The organism is Bacillus sp. RK1064, assembly GCF_051488405.1.
In the GTDB taxonomy this organism is placed as follows: Bacteria; Bacillota; Bacilli; order Bacillales; family Bacillaceae; genus Bacillus.
Map to the genome: position 1 here is coordinate 65,913 of NZ_JBPSCZ010000001.1, position 15,815 is coordinate 81,727.

Annotated in this window: 18 protein-coding genes; 15 read left to right on the plus strand and 3 right to left on the minus strand. The window is 41.0% G+C overall.

Annotated features, from left to right (window positions below; all coding sequences use genetic code 11):
• The first annotated feature begins 185 nt into the window (after positions 1 to 185).
• Entirely contained in the window at positions 186 to 731 is a 546-nt protein-coding gene (locus tag ACSSTM_RS00370) for a GNAT family N-acetyltransferase (RefSeq protein WP_034661316.1), read from the plus strand.
• Positions 732 to 785: 54 nt separating this feature from the next.
• Here ACSSTM_RS00370 and ACSSTM_RS00375 read toward each other — a convergent pair whose 3' ends face one another.
• On the minus strand, positions 786 to 1,556 hold the full coding sequence (locus ACSSTM_RS00375; protein ID WP_034661315.1) for a DUF1189 domain-containing protein: 771 nt from the start codon (positions 1,554 to 1,556) through the stop codon (positions 786 to 788).
• A gap of 143 nt (positions 1,557 to 1,699) precedes the next feature.
• Between ACSSTM_RS00375 and ACSSTM_RS00380 the strand changes: the two genes are divergently transcribed.
• From ACSSTM_RS00380 to pstB (ACSSTM_RS00420), 9 genes are all read left to right on the plus strand, one after another.
• Complete coding sequence (locus tag ACSSTM_RS00380) at positions 1,700 to 2,185, plus strand: DUF456 domain-containing protein (protein ID WP_437403952.1); 486 nt, start codon at positions 1,700 to 1,702, stop codon at positions 2,183 to 2,185.
• 187 nt (positions 2,186 to 2,372) lie between these two features.
• Positions 2,373 to 2,981, plus strand: a complete 609-nt coding sequence (sodA, locus tag ACSSTM_RS00385; protein WP_007501264.1) for a superoxide dismutase SodA — start codon at positions 2,373 to 2,375, stop codon at positions 2,979 to 2,981.
• 122 nt (positions 2,982 to 3,103) lie between these two features.
• On the plus strand, positions 3,104 to 4,390 hold the full coding sequence (locus ACSSTM_RS00390) for an MFS transporter (RefSeq protein ID WP_034661312.1): 1,287 nt from the start codon (positions 3,104 to 3,106) through the stop codon (positions 4,388 to 4,390).
• A 122-nt stretch (positions 4,391 to 4,512) separates the two neighbouring features.
• Positions 4,513 to 6,648, plus strand: coding sequence for a peptidoglycan D,D-transpeptidase FtsI family protein (locus ACSSTM_RS00395; RefSeq protein WP_034661311.1), 2,136 nt, complete (start codon positions 4,513 to 4,515; stop codon positions 6,646 to 6,648).
• 214 nt (positions 6,649 to 6,862) lie between these two features.
• Positions 6,863 to 7,780 (plus strand): phosphate ABC transporter substrate-binding protein, encoded by a 918-nt coding sequence (locus ACSSTM_RS00400; RefSeq protein ID WP_034661310.1) that lies wholly within the window; start codon positions 6,863 to 6,865, stop codon positions 7,778 to 7,780.
• Between the two features lie 79 nt (positions 7,781 to 7,859).
• A complete protein-coding gene (gene pstC, locus ACSSTM_RS00405; RefSeq protein ID WP_003217329.1) occupies positions 7,860 to 8,786 on the plus strand; it encodes a phosphate ABC transporter permease subunit PstC in 927 nt (308 codons plus the stop codon).
• Positions 8,786 to 9,670 carry a phosphate ABC transporter permease PstA gene (gene pstA / locus ACSSTM_RS00410; protein WP_034661309.1) on the plus strand — a complete coding sequence of 295 codons (885 nt, stop codon included), beginning with the start codon at positions 8,786 to 8,788 and terminating at the stop codon, positions 9,668 to 9,670. Before pstC ends, pstA begins: the two co-directional genes overlap by 1 nt.
• Before the next feature lie 23 nt (positions 9,671 to 9,693).
• Positions 9,694 to 10,506, plus strand: a complete 813-nt coding sequence (pstB, locus tag ACSSTM_RS00415; RefSeq protein ID WP_034661308.1) for a phosphate ABC transporter ATP-binding protein PstB — start codon at positions 9,694 to 9,696, stop codon at positions 10,504 to 10,506.
• 14 nt (positions 10,507 to 10,520) lie between these two features.
• Positions 10,521 to 11,303: a phosphate ABC transporter ATP-binding protein PstB gene (gene pstB, locus ACSSTM_RS00420; protein ID WP_034661307.1), complete on the plus strand. Its 783-nt coding sequence runs from the start codon at positions 10,521 to 10,523 to the stop codon at positions 11,301 to 11,303.
• A gap of 43 nt (positions 11,304 to 11,346) precedes the next feature.
• On the opposite strand, the gene ACSSTM_RS00425 is transcribed toward pstB (ACSSTM_RS00420), so the two are convergent.
• Both ACSSTM_RS00425 and ACSSTM_RS00430 read right to left on the minus strand, forming a co-directional pair.
• Positions 11,347 to 11,838, minus strand: a complete 492-nt coding sequence (locus tag ACSSTM_RS00425) for an endolytic transglycosylase MltG (protein ID WP_034661306.1) — start codon at positions 11,836 to 11,838, stop codon at positions 11,347 to 11,349.
• Positions 11,835 to 12,182: a hypothetical protein gene (locus ACSSTM_RS00430; RefSeq protein ID WP_003217285.1), complete on the minus strand. Its 348-nt coding sequence runs from the start codon at positions 12,180 to 12,182 to the stop codon at positions 11,835 to 11,837. Before ACSSTM_RS00430 ends, ACSSTM_RS00425 begins: the two co-directional genes overlap by 4 nt.
• Positions 12,183 to 12,602: 420 nt before the next feature.
• Between ACSSTM_RS00430 and rpmG the strand changes: the two genes are divergently transcribed.
• The 5 genes from rpmG to ACSSTM_RS00455 all read left to right on the plus strand — a co-directional run bounded on the left by rpmG (position 12,603) and on the right by ACSSTM_RS00455 (position 15,807).
• Positions 12,603 to 12,752, plus strand: a complete 150-nt coding sequence (rpmG, locus tag ACSSTM_RS00435; protein ID WP_008360061.1) for a 50S ribosomal protein L33 — start codon at positions 12,603 to 12,605, stop codon at positions 12,750 to 12,752.
• A gap of 48 nt (positions 12,753 to 12,800) precedes the next feature.
• Positions 12,801 to 13,361 carry a 5-formyltetrahydrofolate cyclo-ligase gene (locus ACSSTM_RS00440; protein WP_034661305.1) on the plus strand — a complete coding sequence of 187 codons (561 nt, stop codon included), beginning with the start codon at positions 12,801 to 12,803 and terminating at the stop codon, positions 13,359 to 13,361.
• 372 nt (positions 13,362 to 13,733) lie between these two features.
• Entirely contained in the window at positions 13,734 to 13,907 is a 174-nt protein-coding gene (locus ACSSTM_RS00445) for a hypothetical protein (protein WP_017367602.1), read from the plus strand.
• A gap of 87 nt (positions 13,908 to 13,994) precedes the next feature.
• On the plus strand, positions 13,995 to 15,533 hold the full coding sequence (locus tag ACSSTM_RS00450) for a rhomboid family intramembrane serine protease (protein WP_437403953.1): 1,539 nt from the start codon (positions 13,995 to 13,997) through the stop codon (positions 15,531 to 15,533).
• Between the two features lie 70 nt (positions 15,534 to 15,603).
• Entirely contained in the window at positions 15,604 to 15,807 is a 204-nt protein-coding gene (locus ACSSTM_RS00455; RefSeq protein WP_008342322.1) for a YqgQ family protein, read from the plus strand.
• Positions 15,808 to 15,815: the final 8 nt, after the last annotated feature.

The following is a 15,815-nucleotide window of genomic DNA, read 5'->3' on the forward strand; positions in this document are numbered from 1 at the left end:
CTCACCGCTTTTAAGAGTTTACTTCAGTCTATGCATGTCCTGAAATGATAGAACCAACATGAGGAGAAAAGATGAAAAGGGAGGTTCTAGTTCGTTCTAGTGAGTCTTGTATTGAATTTACGCTCGGCGATGCTTTTTCAAGCTTCTATCACCATTATGATAAAATAAAAACAGGGGGAAAGTTTATGAAGAAAATCAGTCAGCAGATATATGTGAGAGCGCTAACAGAAGAAGATGCACAGCCACTACTTACACTTGAGCTTGAGAATCGCTCCTATTTTCAGCAATTTACACCTTTGGTTAAAGACGATTTTTTCACGTTATCTCGTCAAATTGAACGAATTCAGCGCAGTGTGGAAAGGTGCGCAAAGGATGAAGCCTACATGCACGGTATTTTCTTAAATGAAACAGATGACTTAATTGGGACAATCTCATTAAGTTCTGTCGTTAGAGGCCCGGTAGAAGGAGCTTGGCTAGGGTATGTACTTGATGAAAAGCATGGCGGTAAAGGGTATATGACAGAAGCCATTCGTTTAATCATTGATTATGCCTTTGATGAACTGCACCTTCATCGTATTGAAGCTGGAGTAAAGCCGAGTAATATAGGTTCTATTCGTGTACTTGAAAAGACAGGTTTTGAAAATGAGGGATTGAATCGTAAAAAAGTAAAGATTAATGGTGTGTGGGAAGATCATTATTTGTTTGCGATCATTCATCCAGATGAATCATAGAGCATGAACATACATAAAAAGCTCCTCCAAGTTGGGGGAGCTTTCATTTACTCATTAACTTTTGACAAGTGGTTTATGTTTAGCGGGTATTTCCTTTACGACGAGATATAAGAAGATAAAGTTAATGATCCAATTTAATAAAAATGAGTTCGCAACAGGCGTGTTTAATGCACTCATGATAGCGAAAAAGACCGTTGTTAATGTGAGTGAATAAGCGGAGAGCTTCCATAGCATTTGGAAAGACAGCTCTTTTTGCTGCATGCGTTTAATAAATGTACCAAGCATCGCAAGGAATGTTGCGCTAATGAACATGAGAGCCGCAGTTGATAGATACAGCAGCACCCAGATAACTGGGATAATAATCGCTTGATTCTGATTTGTGACGCGGGCGAGTTCGTCTTTTGTCAGCGTTCCGCCAAGCAGCTGGTATGGGATATCTGTCATTTGGCCATCAATGGCGATCACTGCTTTTTCTTTTAATAATGCGATGGCCGTTTGCTTTGATTCAAGCTCACTTGCTTTTATTTTTTCAGCAGGATCAAAGATGATCGTAATGCCGTTTTCTTCTTTTTCTATCGGTGCACTTTGATCCGCTTGAAGCTTTCCTTTTTCGATTGAGAAATCAGGTAAATCTTTTTTGATCACATGCTGAAATCCTGACATCGCATTCGAGATCTCTTGACTCATATGATAACCCTGAGGAACTGCTGCGATGATCGAAAGGATAAAAATGAATAAAATCGCTTTGCCAATCCCTGTAAACCGTGCTTTAGCAATATCTTTTGGTGAATAAATACCTTTTAACAATAGTTTAAATACGTTCAATCAATTCACTTCCTACATTCTTTTCTATTTCTCATATTGTATCAATGTCTATCTATCAAGTACAAGTATGGCCTTCATCGCTGGTTAAGATAGATGGAATGAGGCATAATGTATACAGCATATAAAAAGGAGGCGGCAGTAACTTGGACGTGCTGTATTGGATTCTGGTTATCTGTGCATTTATCATTGCGTTTGTTGGACTTGTTTATCCAATTATCCCTAGCGTGGTCTTTATGGTTCTCGGATTTATTCTATATGGTTTCTTTTTCAGCTTCGAGCCGCTTACACTGACGTTCTGGCTCATTCAAGCCGTGTTTACCACGGTATTATTTGCGGCAGATTATGTCTCAAACCTCATTGGGGTCAAGCGTTTTGGCGGCAGTCGTGCAGCTATTTGGGGAAGCACCATTGGGTTATTAACCGGTCCTTTTGTGATTCCCATTGCAGGAATTATCATTGGTCCATTTATCGGAAGTGTCATTGCAGAGCTCCTTGTTCATCAAAAAGATGTGAAGACGAGTGTGAAAGTGGGATTAGGCTCATTAATCGGGTTTATATCAGGTGTATTTGCCAAAGGATTGATTCAAGCGCTGATGCTGGGCATCTTTTTATTTTATGTCCTTCGCTAAATAGAAAAAGGGAGTTTAAAACTTTTTCTAAAGGGCTAAATACAAAATAAACACTGAAATGTTTCAGATCATGAGCAATAACATTGAAACAAGCCAATTCTTTTGATACTCTTTGAGTAGGTTGAATTGCTTGCTTACGACCTAAGGAAGCATTTCAGTACATACATTTCTAAGGAGGAATTTAACCATGGCTTTTAAACTTCCAGAATTACCATATGCTTACGATGCATTAGAACCACATATCGACAAGGAAACAATGACGATTCACCACACAAAACACCACAACACATACGTAACAAACTTAAACAAAGCAATCGAAGGTGTATCAGCTCTTGAAGATCAATCAATCGAAGAGCTAGTGGCTAACCTAAACTCTGTGCCTGAAAACATTCGTACAGCTGTACGTAACAATGGCGGAGGACATGCTAACCACTCATTATTCTGGACGCTTCTTTCACCAAACGGTGGCGGCGCACCAACTGGTGAACTTGCAGATGCAATCGAAAAAGAATTAGGCGGATTTGAAAAATTCAAATCTGATTTCGCTGCAGCAGCTGCAGGACGCTTTGGTTCTGGTTGGGCATGGCTTGTTGTGAACAATGGCAAACTTGAAATCACAAGCACGCCAAACCAAGATTCTCCTTTAACTGAAGGAAAAACACCAATTCTAGGACTTGACGTTTGGGAGCATGCTTACTACCTAAACTACCAAAACCGTCGTCCTGATTACATTTCAGCTTTCTGGAATGTTGTGAACTGGGATGAAGTGGCTCGCCTTTACAGCGAAGCTAAATAAATCATTCGATTTGAAAAGACCTGCTCTTTAGAGAAGCAGGTCTTTTTATATTTTCCCTCCTTTTTTTACATATCTGCCTTTTGATGAGACAGACTATTGTGTAGAAAAGGAGAATGAAATATATGAGCAGATTAAAGAAAATGTTCGGGGACATGGATGTTACAAAAGATTTAATGCTCCTCCTCACGATTGGCGGATTATATGCACTTGCCATTGCGCTTTCAAATACGTTTGTAAACGTGTATTTATGGAAACAGTCTGGGAAATTCACGGATCTTGCAATTTACAATCTGGCTATTGTTGTGCTTCAGCCCATTACGTTTTTATTCGCAGGCCGGCTCGCTAAAAAAATAGACCGGGCTTTTGTCCTTCGTTTCGGCGTTATCTTTTTAGCCGCTTTTTACTTAATTGTCTTAATGGCAGGAGAGCAAGCGGCCGCGCGGCTTGTTTTATTAGGGAGTGTCCTTGGGATCGGCTATGGTTTTTACTGGCTTGCTTTTAACGTACTTACCTTTGAGATCACTGAGCCTGAAACAAGAGATTTCTTTAATGGGTTTCTCGGAGTGCTGTCATCTACTGCTGGCATGATCGGTCCTCTCATTGCGGGGATTGTCATTTCTCAATTAACGGATGATACAGGCTATACGGTGATTTTCACGTTATCGCTTTTTTTGTTTTCACTAGCGGTTGTGATGAGCTTTTTCCTCAAGAGAAGGCAGTCAAAAGGGAAATTTATCATCAAGCAAATATGGAAAGAACGCCATGCCGACGAGAATTGGCGTAAGATTACAACAGCTCACTTTTTTCAAGGGCTTCGTGAAGGGGTCTTTGTCTTCTTAATCAGTGTCTTTGTGTTTATTGCAACAAACAGTGAGCTTGCTCTCGGGACGTTTGGTTTAGTGAACTCAGGTGTTGCCTTTTTCGCTTATTTCTTCGCTACACGTTTGATTAAGAAAAAATGGCGAAAGAAAGCCATTATGCTTGGCGGGCTGATTTTATACGGCGCCTTGTTCTTAATCGTCTTTCACTTGTCCTATGTATCACTTCTCATGTATGCGGTAGCCATTGCGATAGGATACCCGCTTCTGCTTGTTCCATATGTATCCTTAACATACGATGTTATCGGTCATGCAAGGTATGCAAGGAAAGCCCGAATTGAATATATTGTGGTCAGGGAGCTGTTTTTAAATGCTGGCCGTATTTGTTCCATTGTGTTGTTTCTTCTGTCTGTCACCTTACTGGGTGATGAGCTCGGAATTCCTGCTTCTCTTGTTGTGCTTGGAGCGGGACACACACTCATTTATTATTTTGTAAAAGATATTCATTTAAAAGAAAAAACAGCTGATATGAAAGAGACTGACGGTCAAAAGCCAGTTTCTCACACGAACCTTATTAAGGGAGAAAGGTAAAATTTCTTACCAATGGAACATCAAATTTCTAGATAAATAATAGAAAAACCGCTAAAATGATGATGGCACCTTTTATACACAAAAAGGGGTGCCATTTCTTTCTTGATAGAAAAGGTGATGTGATGAGAAACAAGAAAAACAAAAAAGACGCAAAGGAAGGGCGCAAAACACTTCCACTCCGGCTGAATTTACTATTTTTAGCTGCGTTTATTATTTTTACCGGTGTTGTTGTGAGACTCGGATTTGTACAAATTGTCAATGGAGAAGATTATAAAAAGCAGGCAGAAAAACAAGAAGATGTGAATGTCAGCTCATCTGCTCCACGCGGAAAAATTTACGATCGAAACTATAATACGATTGTCAGTAATAAAGCGCTAAATGCCATTACATATACGAGAACCTCGACGACTTCACAAGAAGAGCGGCTCAAAGTGGCTACAAAATTAGCGGATATGATTCATGTGAGTACGAAAAAAATCACAGATCGTGACAAAAAAGATTTCTGGATTTTAACGCATCCGAATGAAGCGAAAAAGCTTGTTCAAAAGGAATCGAAATTAAAGGGTGACGATAAGGTCGCTGATGATAAATTATATGAGCTTCAGCTGAAACGCATCACGGACAAGGAATTAAATCAACTGACGAAAAAAGACTTACAAGTGCTTGCGATTAAAAGACAGATGGATGCAGGTTATGCACTTACGCCTCAATTCATTAAAAATGATGATGTGAAGCCAAGCGAAATTGCTTACGTCTCTGAGCATTTGGACGAGCTGCCAGGTGTGGATGTCACAACAGACTGGTCACGCAGCTATCCGTATAAAGGACTGCTCCGCAGTATGCTCGGCAGTGTGTCCTCAAGTGATGAAGGACTTCCGCAGTCACTTCTTGAACATTATTTATCGCTCGGCTACAGCCGAAATGATCGTGTAGGAAAAAGCTATCTAGAATATCAATATGAAGATGTCCTGCAAGGCCAAAAGGAAAAAGAACAGAGCACAACTGATAAAGAGGGCAATGTGACAAGCTCTAAAGTGCTAACAGAAGGAAAGAGCGGGAAAGACCTTGTGCTCACCATCGATATTCAGCTGCAAAAAGCGGTTGAAAAAATCGTTGAAAAGAACTTGAGAAGTGCGAAACAAAGAGGCGGCACAGAGCTTCTTGATCGCGCGTTTGTAGTCATGATGGACCCGAGAAATGGAGAAGTTCTCTCCGTAGCGGGGAAACAGATTTCAAATAAAAACGGAAAATATAAATTTGATGACTACGCATTAGGAACGATGACATCATCCTATGCGATGGGCTCAGCTGTCAAAGGGGCAACTGTACTGACGGGATATAAAACAGGCGTGCTTCACATAGGAAGTACCCAGTACGATGAACCGCTATATATCGCGCAGTCACCGCCAAAGAAATCCTATCAAAATATGGGACTCATTAATGATTTAACGGCACTCGAGCGTTCATCTAACGTGTATATGTTTAAAACAGCGATTGCCGTTGGAAAAGGGGAGTATCGTAAGAACCAGCCGCTCCCAATCGATCCGAAAGCTTTTGATACATTCCGTTATAATTTCAGTAAATTTGGTCTCGGTGTCAAAACAGGGATTGACCTGCCAAACGAAGCGACAGGCTACCGGGGAACGTCTACACAATCTGGTCTCCTGCTTGACTATGCAATTGGACAGTATGATACGTTTACACCGCTGCAAATGGCGCAATACGTTTCAACGGTTGCAAATGGCGGATATCGTTTACGTCCGCAGCTTGTTAAAGAAGTGAGAGAGCCAGATCCGCAGCGCGGCATTGGTGCTGTAACAGAATCCGTCAAACCGGACGTATTGAATAAGCTAGACATGACGAGTGATGAGATCAAGCGTGTTCAGCAAGGCTTCAAGCTTGTTATGCAGAACCCACGAGGGACAGCCTATTCGAACTTTGGCAACAAAAAATACAACCCGGCTGGCAAAACAGGGACCGCTCAATCATTCTATGACGGCCCAATTAAAAGCAAACGCGGCACACCAACGTATAACACCACTCTTGTTGCGTATGCGCCTGCTGATAATCCAGAAGTGGCCATTTCCGTCGTTGTACCGTGGGTGTATCAAGACTACAACCAGCGCTATCCAATTACAAATGATATCGGTGAACAAGTATTAGACAAGTACTTTGAGCTGAAATCAAAACAGGAAAGCAATGATACACAAGCGAAGAACAAAAATAAAATTGAAAATGAAGCAGAAACAAATGACTAGACCTTTTCTAGGTAAAAACGCTCACTTTTTGTGGGCGTTTTTTTACGTTTTCTTCAAATTTTTCGAGATAAATTGACAAAATGCATAAAAAACATCGCAAGATCTCTACAAAACTTCGACATTTACAAAACCTTAACATTCCATTTAAACGAAATTAATAAAGAACCTTTAATGTATTACTCGTAGGACAAATTATTCAGGGGGTATTCTTGAAATGAAAAAGAACAAATTATGGCTGCTTACTTTCCTTACTATCGCATTGTTAGCATTCGTCACAGCATGCGGAAACAGCAGCTCAAGCGGAGATTCAAAAGACAGTAAAGGAAATGCTTCAAACAAAGATGAGGCATCAGGTTCCATTACCATCTCAGGATCATCTGCGATGCAGCCTTTAGTTCTTGCGGCAGCAGAAAAATTCATGGATAAACATCCAAAAGCCGATATTCAAGTGCAAGCCGGCGGTTCAGGAACTGGACTTTCTCAAGTTTCAGAAGGATCTGTACAAATTGGTAACTCAGATGTATTCGCAGAAGAGAAAGACGGAATCGACGCAAAAGCTTTAACAGACCACAAAGTAGCAGTTGTTGGAATGGCCGCAGCTGTAAACCCTGAAGTTGGTGTCAAAGACATCACAAAGGACGAATTGAAAAAAATCTTCACTGGTAAAATCAAAAACTGGAAAGAGCTTGGCGGGAAAGACCAAAAAATCACTCTTGTGAACAGACCTGACTCTTCAGGAACTCGTGCAACATTTGTGAAGTATGCACTTGATGGTGCAACACCTGCAGAAGGAATCACAGAAGATTCTTCAAACACAGTGAAAAAACTGATTGCAGAAACACCAGGTGCGATTGGATACCTAGCATTCTCTTATTTAACAGATGACAAAATAACACCGCTTAGCATTGATGGTGTGAAACCGGAAGAAAGCAATGTAGAAAGCGGTAAATATACAATTTGGGCTTACGAGCATTCTTATACAAAAGGTGAGCCGGATGGTCTAGCAAAACAATTCTTAGATTACCTCATGAGTGATGAAGTACAAAAAGAAATCGTCAAAGACCAAGGTTACATCTCAGTTTCTAATATGAAAGTAGAAAGAGACGCAACAGGCAAACAAACAGATAAGTAAGAGGTCTTGAATTGCTGATGAAGGAAAAGTGGAGCTTTTCACTTTTCCTTTTATGACATTCATAGGAGTGTAGAAAAAGATGAAGCAGATAGAACATACAGAAGCGAGCGATCGACTGATCAGCTCGAAGAAAAATAGGCAAATGGATGAAGTAAGAGGAAGTATTTTGGTGAGATTTTGCGCATTCTTAATGATTGCTGTATCAATCGCCATTACCATCTTCCTTGGCATTAAGGGTTTACAATCTTTCATCGTAAATGGTGTAAGCCCAATTGAGTTCTTAACCAGTATCAATTGGAACCCAACAGCAGAAAACCCGCAGTACGGTGCATTTCCGTTTATCTTTGGATCAATCGCCGTCACGCTCCTATCGGCACTCATTGCAGCGCCGCTAGGCATCGCAGGCGCCATCTTTATGACAGAAATTGCACCTGCTTGGGGACGTAAAATCCTCCAGCCAGTCATTGAATTGCTTGTAGGGATTCCATCCGTTGTTTACGGATTCATAGGTCTTACAGTATTGGTGCCGTTTATCGGACATTTCAAGTCAAGCGGCTCAGGACATAGCGTGCTAGCAGGAACGATTGTCCTGTCTATTATGATCCTGCCAACCGTTACATCCATTGCGACTGATGCAATGGGTTCACTACCAAAAAGTTTACGTGAGGGATCGTACGCATTAGGCGCAACAAGATGGCAAACGATTAGACGTGTGCTTGTCCCGGCAGCTCTGCCAACATTAATGACAGCGGTCGTGCTCGGCATGGCTAGAGCATTTGGAGAAGCCCTTGCTGTACAGATGGTCATTGGAAACACGCGTAATTTACCAGAGAGCATTATGGATACAGCTGGTACATTAACAACCATTATTACGTTAAACATGGGTCACACAACGTATGGAAGTGTTGAAAACAATACACTTTGGTCAATGGGACTTGTCCTTCTAGTTGTATCATTTATGTTCATACTTATTATTAGATACTTGTCGTCTAGGAGGAAGATTTAATGAATAGCAAAATGACCGATCGTTTTGCCACGTTTGTTTTTGGATTATGTGCTGCCATTATTACGGCGATCCTCGTTGGTTTGTTTTCTTATATCATTTTCAATGGTGCAAAAGAATTAAACTTTGACTTTTTGACCACTCGCTCAAGTGCGATTGGCTCTGGCGGCGGCATCAGGGATCAGCTGTTTAACTCGTTTTATATTTTGTTTATTACGATGCTGATCACAGTCCCGCTTGGCGTCGGCGGGGGAGTGTATATGGCAGAGTATGCACCTCAAAACAAAGTCACAGATTTTATTCGTACATGTATTGAAGTGCTGTCTTCACTTCCGTCTATCGTCATTGGGATGTTTGGTTTACTCATGTTTGTGAATTTAACAGGCTGGGGCTATACGATCATTGGAGGAGCTCTTGCGCTCACTGTGTTTAACCTGCCGGTGATGGTCAGGGTGACAGAAGATGCGCTGCGCTCTGTACCGAAGGATCAAAAGGAAGCATCACTTGCGCTTGGTGTAACGAAGTGGCACACAGTCAAAACGGTCCTTATTCCAGGTGCGCTTCCGTCTATAATCACTGGTGCGATTTTAGCATCAGGAAGAGTCTTTGGTGAGGCGGCTGCCCTTCTTTTTACAGCAGGTCTCTCCACACCGCGCCTTGATTTCACAAACTGGAGTCCTTTTTCTGATACGTCACCGCTGAATGTGTTTAGACCGGCAGAAACATTAGCCGTTCATATATGGAACGTCAATACACAAGGAATCATTCCAGATGCAGAAGCCATTGCAAATGGTGCATCAGCTGTACTTGTGCTTTCAGTTTTATTGTTCAATTTAGCAGCTAGATGGCTTGGTTCATTTATTCATAAAAAGCTTACGTCAAAATAATGTGAGAGAGGTGTGAAGGGGATATGGTTCAAATGCTGGCAGAAAAAAAAGAGATTGCAGCGAAAAAGGCTCCACTTCAAGCGGAACAGATTTTACAAGTGCAGGATTTAAGCATTTATTATGGTGAAAAAAGAGCGGTCAATCACATTTCATTCGAGATTGAGAAGAATGCAATCACCGCATTAATCGGTCCATCCGGCTGCGGGAAGTCTACCTTTTTACGCAGTATTAACCGCATGAACGACTTAATTCCAGGTGCGAGAAGTGAAGGGGCGATCATGTACGAAGGATTAAATATTTTGGATGACCGTATTAATGTGGTGAATTTAAGAAGAGAAATCGGCATGGTCTTCCAAAAACCAAATCCATTTCCTAAATCGATCTACAATAACATCACCCATGCGTTAAAGTATGCTGGGGAAAAAAGAAAATCTGTGCTTGATGATGCGGTTGAAGAAAGCTTAACAAAGGCGGCGTTATGGGATGAGGTCAAAGATCGTTTGCACCGATCCGCTTTGTCATTGTCAGGCGGTCAGCAGCAGCGCCTTTGTATTGCACGTACACTTGCGATGAAACCTAGTGTCTTGCTATTAGATGAACCAGCTTCTGCTCTAGACCCTATCTCAAATGCGAAAATTGAAGAGCTATTAGGCGAATTGAAAAATGATTATTCAATCGTCATTGTGACACACAACATGCAGCAAGCGCTCCGTGTATCTGATCGTACGGCCTTTTTCTTAAACGGAGATCTAGTAGAATATGATGCCACAGAACGTATCTTTACACGTCCTGCGCAGCAAAAAACAGAAGACTATATCAATGGTCGATTTGGATAAGGCGGGTGGATTTGATGAATGCAGTAGCAACTGAAACAGCAAAAAAAGAAGTGTTTCGTGTGAATGATATGAACCTTTGGTATGGACAGCATCATGCATTGAAGCATATTGACTTAGCGATTAGAGAGCATGAAGTCACAGCGATTATCGGCCCATCCGGCTGCGGAAAGTCAACGTTTATTAAAACGTTAAATCTTATGGTCAAAACAGTGCCAGGTGTGAAAATCACTGGGGATATGATGTATAAAGATGACAACATTTTAAAAGGTCGTGTCGATTTAGTCGAGTTGCGTAAAAATGTCGGTATGGTGTTTCAAAAAGGGAATCCTTTCCCTCAGTCAATTTTTGATAATGTCGTATACGGACCAAGAATTCACGGAGTTAAGAGCAAGCAGCAATTGAAAGAAATCGCTGAAAAAGCGCTTCGAGATGTTGCCCTATGGGATGAAGTGAAAGATCGATTAAGTGCTCCCGCTCTAGGCCTTTCTGGCGGTCAGCAGCAGCGTCTTTGTATCGCAAGAGCCATTGCCACAAGCCCAGACATCTTATTAATGGATGAACCAACATCAGCGCTTGATCCTGTCTCAACATTAAAGATTGAAGAATTGATTATGAAATTGAAAGAGAAATATACAATTGCCATTGTGACGCATAACATGCAGCAAGCGGCTAGGGTATCAGACCGAACGGCATTCTTCTTAATGGGGGAGCTTGTTGAGGTTAATGATACGAATGTGATGTTTTCTGAGCCAAACGATCAAAGAACGAATGATTATATATCTGGTCGATTTGGATAATAAAAACCCCCTGGAGGTCAGTGCCGCCAGGGGGTTTTTATTGTTATTTTGTTAAGGCTTTGACGATTTGTTTGAACGTCATCCCTGTTTTTAAATTGAACTTGCCTGCACGAATTTCTTTATGGTAGCCGGCGTCAATCACGTAATCATTAAAATCTTTAGACGAGTTGATGATGCCGTCCTTTTCCAGCATGTCTGAAACATCACTTGTACTCATACCGTTTTTAATCACGAATTTGATCGATTTGCCTTTAGGCTTTTGTTTATCACTCTTAGAATCGCCGTCTTCATTTGCCTTCAGCGCTTTTTCTTTATAGTCAAGAAGCTGCTGGTACGTTTCACGGCTGACAGTGACTTCTTTTTTGGAGTCTAAATAGTTTTTCACGTCAGTGTCTGTTACTTTCTGTGCGAGGGTTTCTTTTGTTGTTGTATCAGCTGCTGCCTCGTCTTTCCCAGTGAGAAAAAAGACAATCGCAAGAACCCCAGTTGCAAGAATCATACCTGCTGCAAACGTTTGGATGCTTTTTTTCGTCATACAAGCACCCTCTCGTTGTCTTTAATGATCATGTTGACATCTTCTACAGATACATGCTCAGCGCGCGCAATGGCCTCAGGAGACATGCCATTTTGGTGCTTTGAAATGATCTGTCTTGCGATGGATGGATCAATTTCTGAATGCTTGCGAACGACGATGTTTGTTTCAAGTAATTCTTCTTCAAGCACTTTCATTTTCTTTTTCAGTTTATAGATTTCTTGCATTGCAGATAGTTGAAGTGTTTCAAGTTCCTGCTCGACTTCTTTAATCGGCTCTCTTTGAAAATATGAGAATGCGATCAGTACAATACTGACAACAAGCAATCCGATAATTGCAATTTCCATGTTTCATCACCTTTTATTCATATTTTAATGCTGAAAGCCATAAAAGGCTTTCAAGATTGTTTCAGACAGTTTTCGACCCTTCTTTTTTATACCATAAAAAAGCTAGTTTCAAAAGGAATTGCTGAAGAAAATCACCTTTTTTTCATCTTTTTTCTTTTTATATGTAAAACGAGTATGAAAACCTTGCTCGCTGTCAAAATAAAAGAGAGCGGCGGGGAGAAGAGGGGGTCTCATGTATACAGTACGACAAAGGATAAGGTTTTATAGGGGAGCAGACGATTTTTCATGACATAACCATGCGATATGTAAGTGAATGCACTCAAAATGAAATTGGTGAAAAAACATTCTAGCATTCCTAAGCTAGAAGTGGTATTATAGTTAGGTCTGAATGTGAATTGATTTTAGTTTGGAGGGAAAAATATGCGCGTAAATATTACTCTAGCTTGCACTGAATGCGGTGAGCGTAACTATATTACTAAAAAGAATAAGCGAAACAATCCAGATCGCGTTGAATTCAAAAAGTATTGCTCACGTGATAAAAAACAAACTTTACATCGTGAAACAAAGTAAGCAGCAGGGAATTTTCCTGCTGTTTTTTTATGATGGGAGATGATCTGTATGAAAAAGGAGCTTCGCCTTCAAACATTAGCCAAGCTTGATCAGATAAGCGCTGAAGAATTTGAGTGCAGCACCGCTTTACTTCATGAGCACTTATTGCAGCTGCCAGCATGGAAACAGGCGAAAACGATCGCTTTGACAATGTCTAGAGGAAAAGAGATACCGACAATGCCTCTGATTGAAAAAGCGTGGGAAGAAGGAAAAACAGTATGTATACCCACCTGTTTTCCGGAAACAAAAGAGATGATGTTTTATGAATATACACCCGAAACAAAGATGACATCCAGCTACTTTGGGCTATTGGAGCCAGACCCACGGGCGTCGGCAGCTGTACATAAAGAAGCCATTGATTTAATCATCGTGCCTGGGGTATGCTTCGATCAAAAAGGCTACCGGATTGGATTTGGTGGCGGCTATTATGACCGCTACTTAGCTGACTACCACGGCGTAACCATTGCCCTTTGTCTGTCGTTACAGCAAATCGAGCATGTGCCGGCTGAAGCACACGACATACCGGTGTCTATGATTGTCAGTGAAAAAGGTACGTTATATCAAAAGTAAAAGTCCGCTGATTGTCCAAAGATCGGGCTTTTTGTGTTGAGATCGTTTCATCAGAGTTGCAGGTACGGTAGGGTGAAACGCAATATGATTTCACATTGATTAAAAACCAGCATGTAATGGCATTTTGCTAGGAGGTCCGTTTTGAAAAAATTTCGTGGAAAGAAAAGATACTTCCGTAATATGTGGGAGGAAGTGAATAATGACGTTTCTATCAATCAGAGTGTGAAGAGGTCTATTATATTCAATCAAAAGAACAAGGGATTAGATTGTGAAAGCCGGCTAATGAAAAGAACCATTGAAAGTGATAAAAATGATGGTTCATGCATAAACAAATCCTATTTAAGCCACGATACGAACATAGGAGGGAATATGATGAATAAAATGATTTGGAGCATTGTGTTCACATTGTTTGCATTCGTTCTCGTGCAAAATCGTTATCGGCTGATGAATTTGATCTTAGGTCAAAATCAAGTGCGTCACTTTTTTATTAAGTGGCTGATGAAAATCCCATATTTTCGGACGAAATTTATTCGCCAAGCATTCTAATCCCGCAGAAGCCGGGATTTTTTTTGTTCAGAAATGCGGATAAGAACGATTCTTGTTATAATAATGTAAAAAATGGAGCGCGAATGAATGAATGTCATAGATAGTCTATTTTGGCGAGTTGTTGATGAATTAAGACAAAAAGGTTACGAGATGATTCAAAGTCCGTATCCAGAAGATGAAATATTTTTTGAAGCACCACGAAACTCAGGATATGATCTCATCCGTCTATATAGAAAAGGTGTGAATTTTAGACAGGAGATCGTTCGAGATATCGAAGAGCAGACGTATCGGATGAATCAGCTGAGAGAGGCGATGCGTAAACGGTCTCTTCATCTCTTGCAGCTCCAATTTACAGCTGACAATCCTGTAGATGATTGGGAAGACTTAAACGGTCAGCCGCAAAAAAAACAAAAGGTGACGGTTACACCTGTATTACTGAATGAAGACACTCTTCAACACGACGTAAACGAGCTGCAAAAATGGCTGAACACCTCGCTGACAGTGGATGTAGAAGAGGCGAAGAGAGACACAGCTGAAGATGTCATGCGGCTTAAAGTGAACGTACTTCAGGCATTTGATGATCAGGAAAAGCAGCGTGAACGAGAACGGGCCGTTTTTCAAAATGGCAGACCGATTTTCACCTACTTGCTCATCGCTGTTCAAGTGGTGATGTTTCTTTTGCTCGAACTATCTGGCGGAAGTACCAATACGGCAACTTTAACAGCGTTTGGTGCTAAAAATAATGGGCTGATCTTAGATGGAGAATGGTGGCGCCTGATTACACCAATGTTTTTGCACATTGGCTTGACGCACTTACTCTTTAATACATTTGCTCTTTGGTCTGTCGGAGCGGCTGTTGAGAGAATTTATGGCTCATGGAGATTTTTGCTCATCTATTTCATTTCCGGCATTTTTGGCTCCATTGCGAGCTTTGTCTTTAATACGGCCATCGCAGCCGGTGCCTCAGGTGCGATCTTTGGCTGCTTAGGTGCGCTATTATATTTAGCGATTTCTAACCGCAAGCTATTCTTTCGAACGATGGGGACAAATATTATTGTGATCATCCTTATCAATTTAGGGATAGGCTTCACCGTATCAGGTATTGATAACGCAGGGCACCTTGGCGGTCTGGTTGGCGGTTTTTTAGCCGCTTTAGCTGTCCGGCTCCCTAAACAGGTGCAGCCTGTCAAAATGTTTCTTGCTAGTGCTGTTCTGCTGTTGATTGGCGGTTTTGGACTGTATACAGGGTTTCATTCAGACGATCAAAAGGAAGCGGCGGCAGTAAGTGAGGCAGCAAGTCTATTTGATGAGAAGAACTATAACGAAGCAAGTAAACGATTAGAGGAATATGTACACCAAAAGGATGCATCAGCTGATGCTCTCCATATATATGCACTATCGGAAGCGCAGCTCGGCCACCTTGACAAAGCGATTGAATTTTTACAAAAGTCGCTTAAAAAAGATCCTGATGATCCAAATAAACTGTATCATTTATCGTTGTTGCACGTAGAAAAAGGAGAGACAGCGAAAGCGGAGGATCTAATCGAGAAAGGGTTAGACCAAGATCCAAAAAATGATCAATTTTTAAAACTGAAACAATATATTGAAAGCACGCAAACACATTGAATGACTTGACTGAAAGCGCATTTATGAATACGCTTATCCTATCTGTTGATGAGAAGAAATGGTGGAAATAATGAAAACGTTATATGATGTACAGCAGCTGCTCATGAGATTTGGAAATTATGTGTATTTCGGAGATCGTGAAGTGGAATTAGAATTTATGGCAGATGAACTGAAGGAAATGTATACATCGGGCATTATTGACCGGACCGAATGGTCAAACGCAATGACTATTCTTCAAATGGAACTAGCCAAATTAAATCGAAAAACAATGTGAAGGTGGAG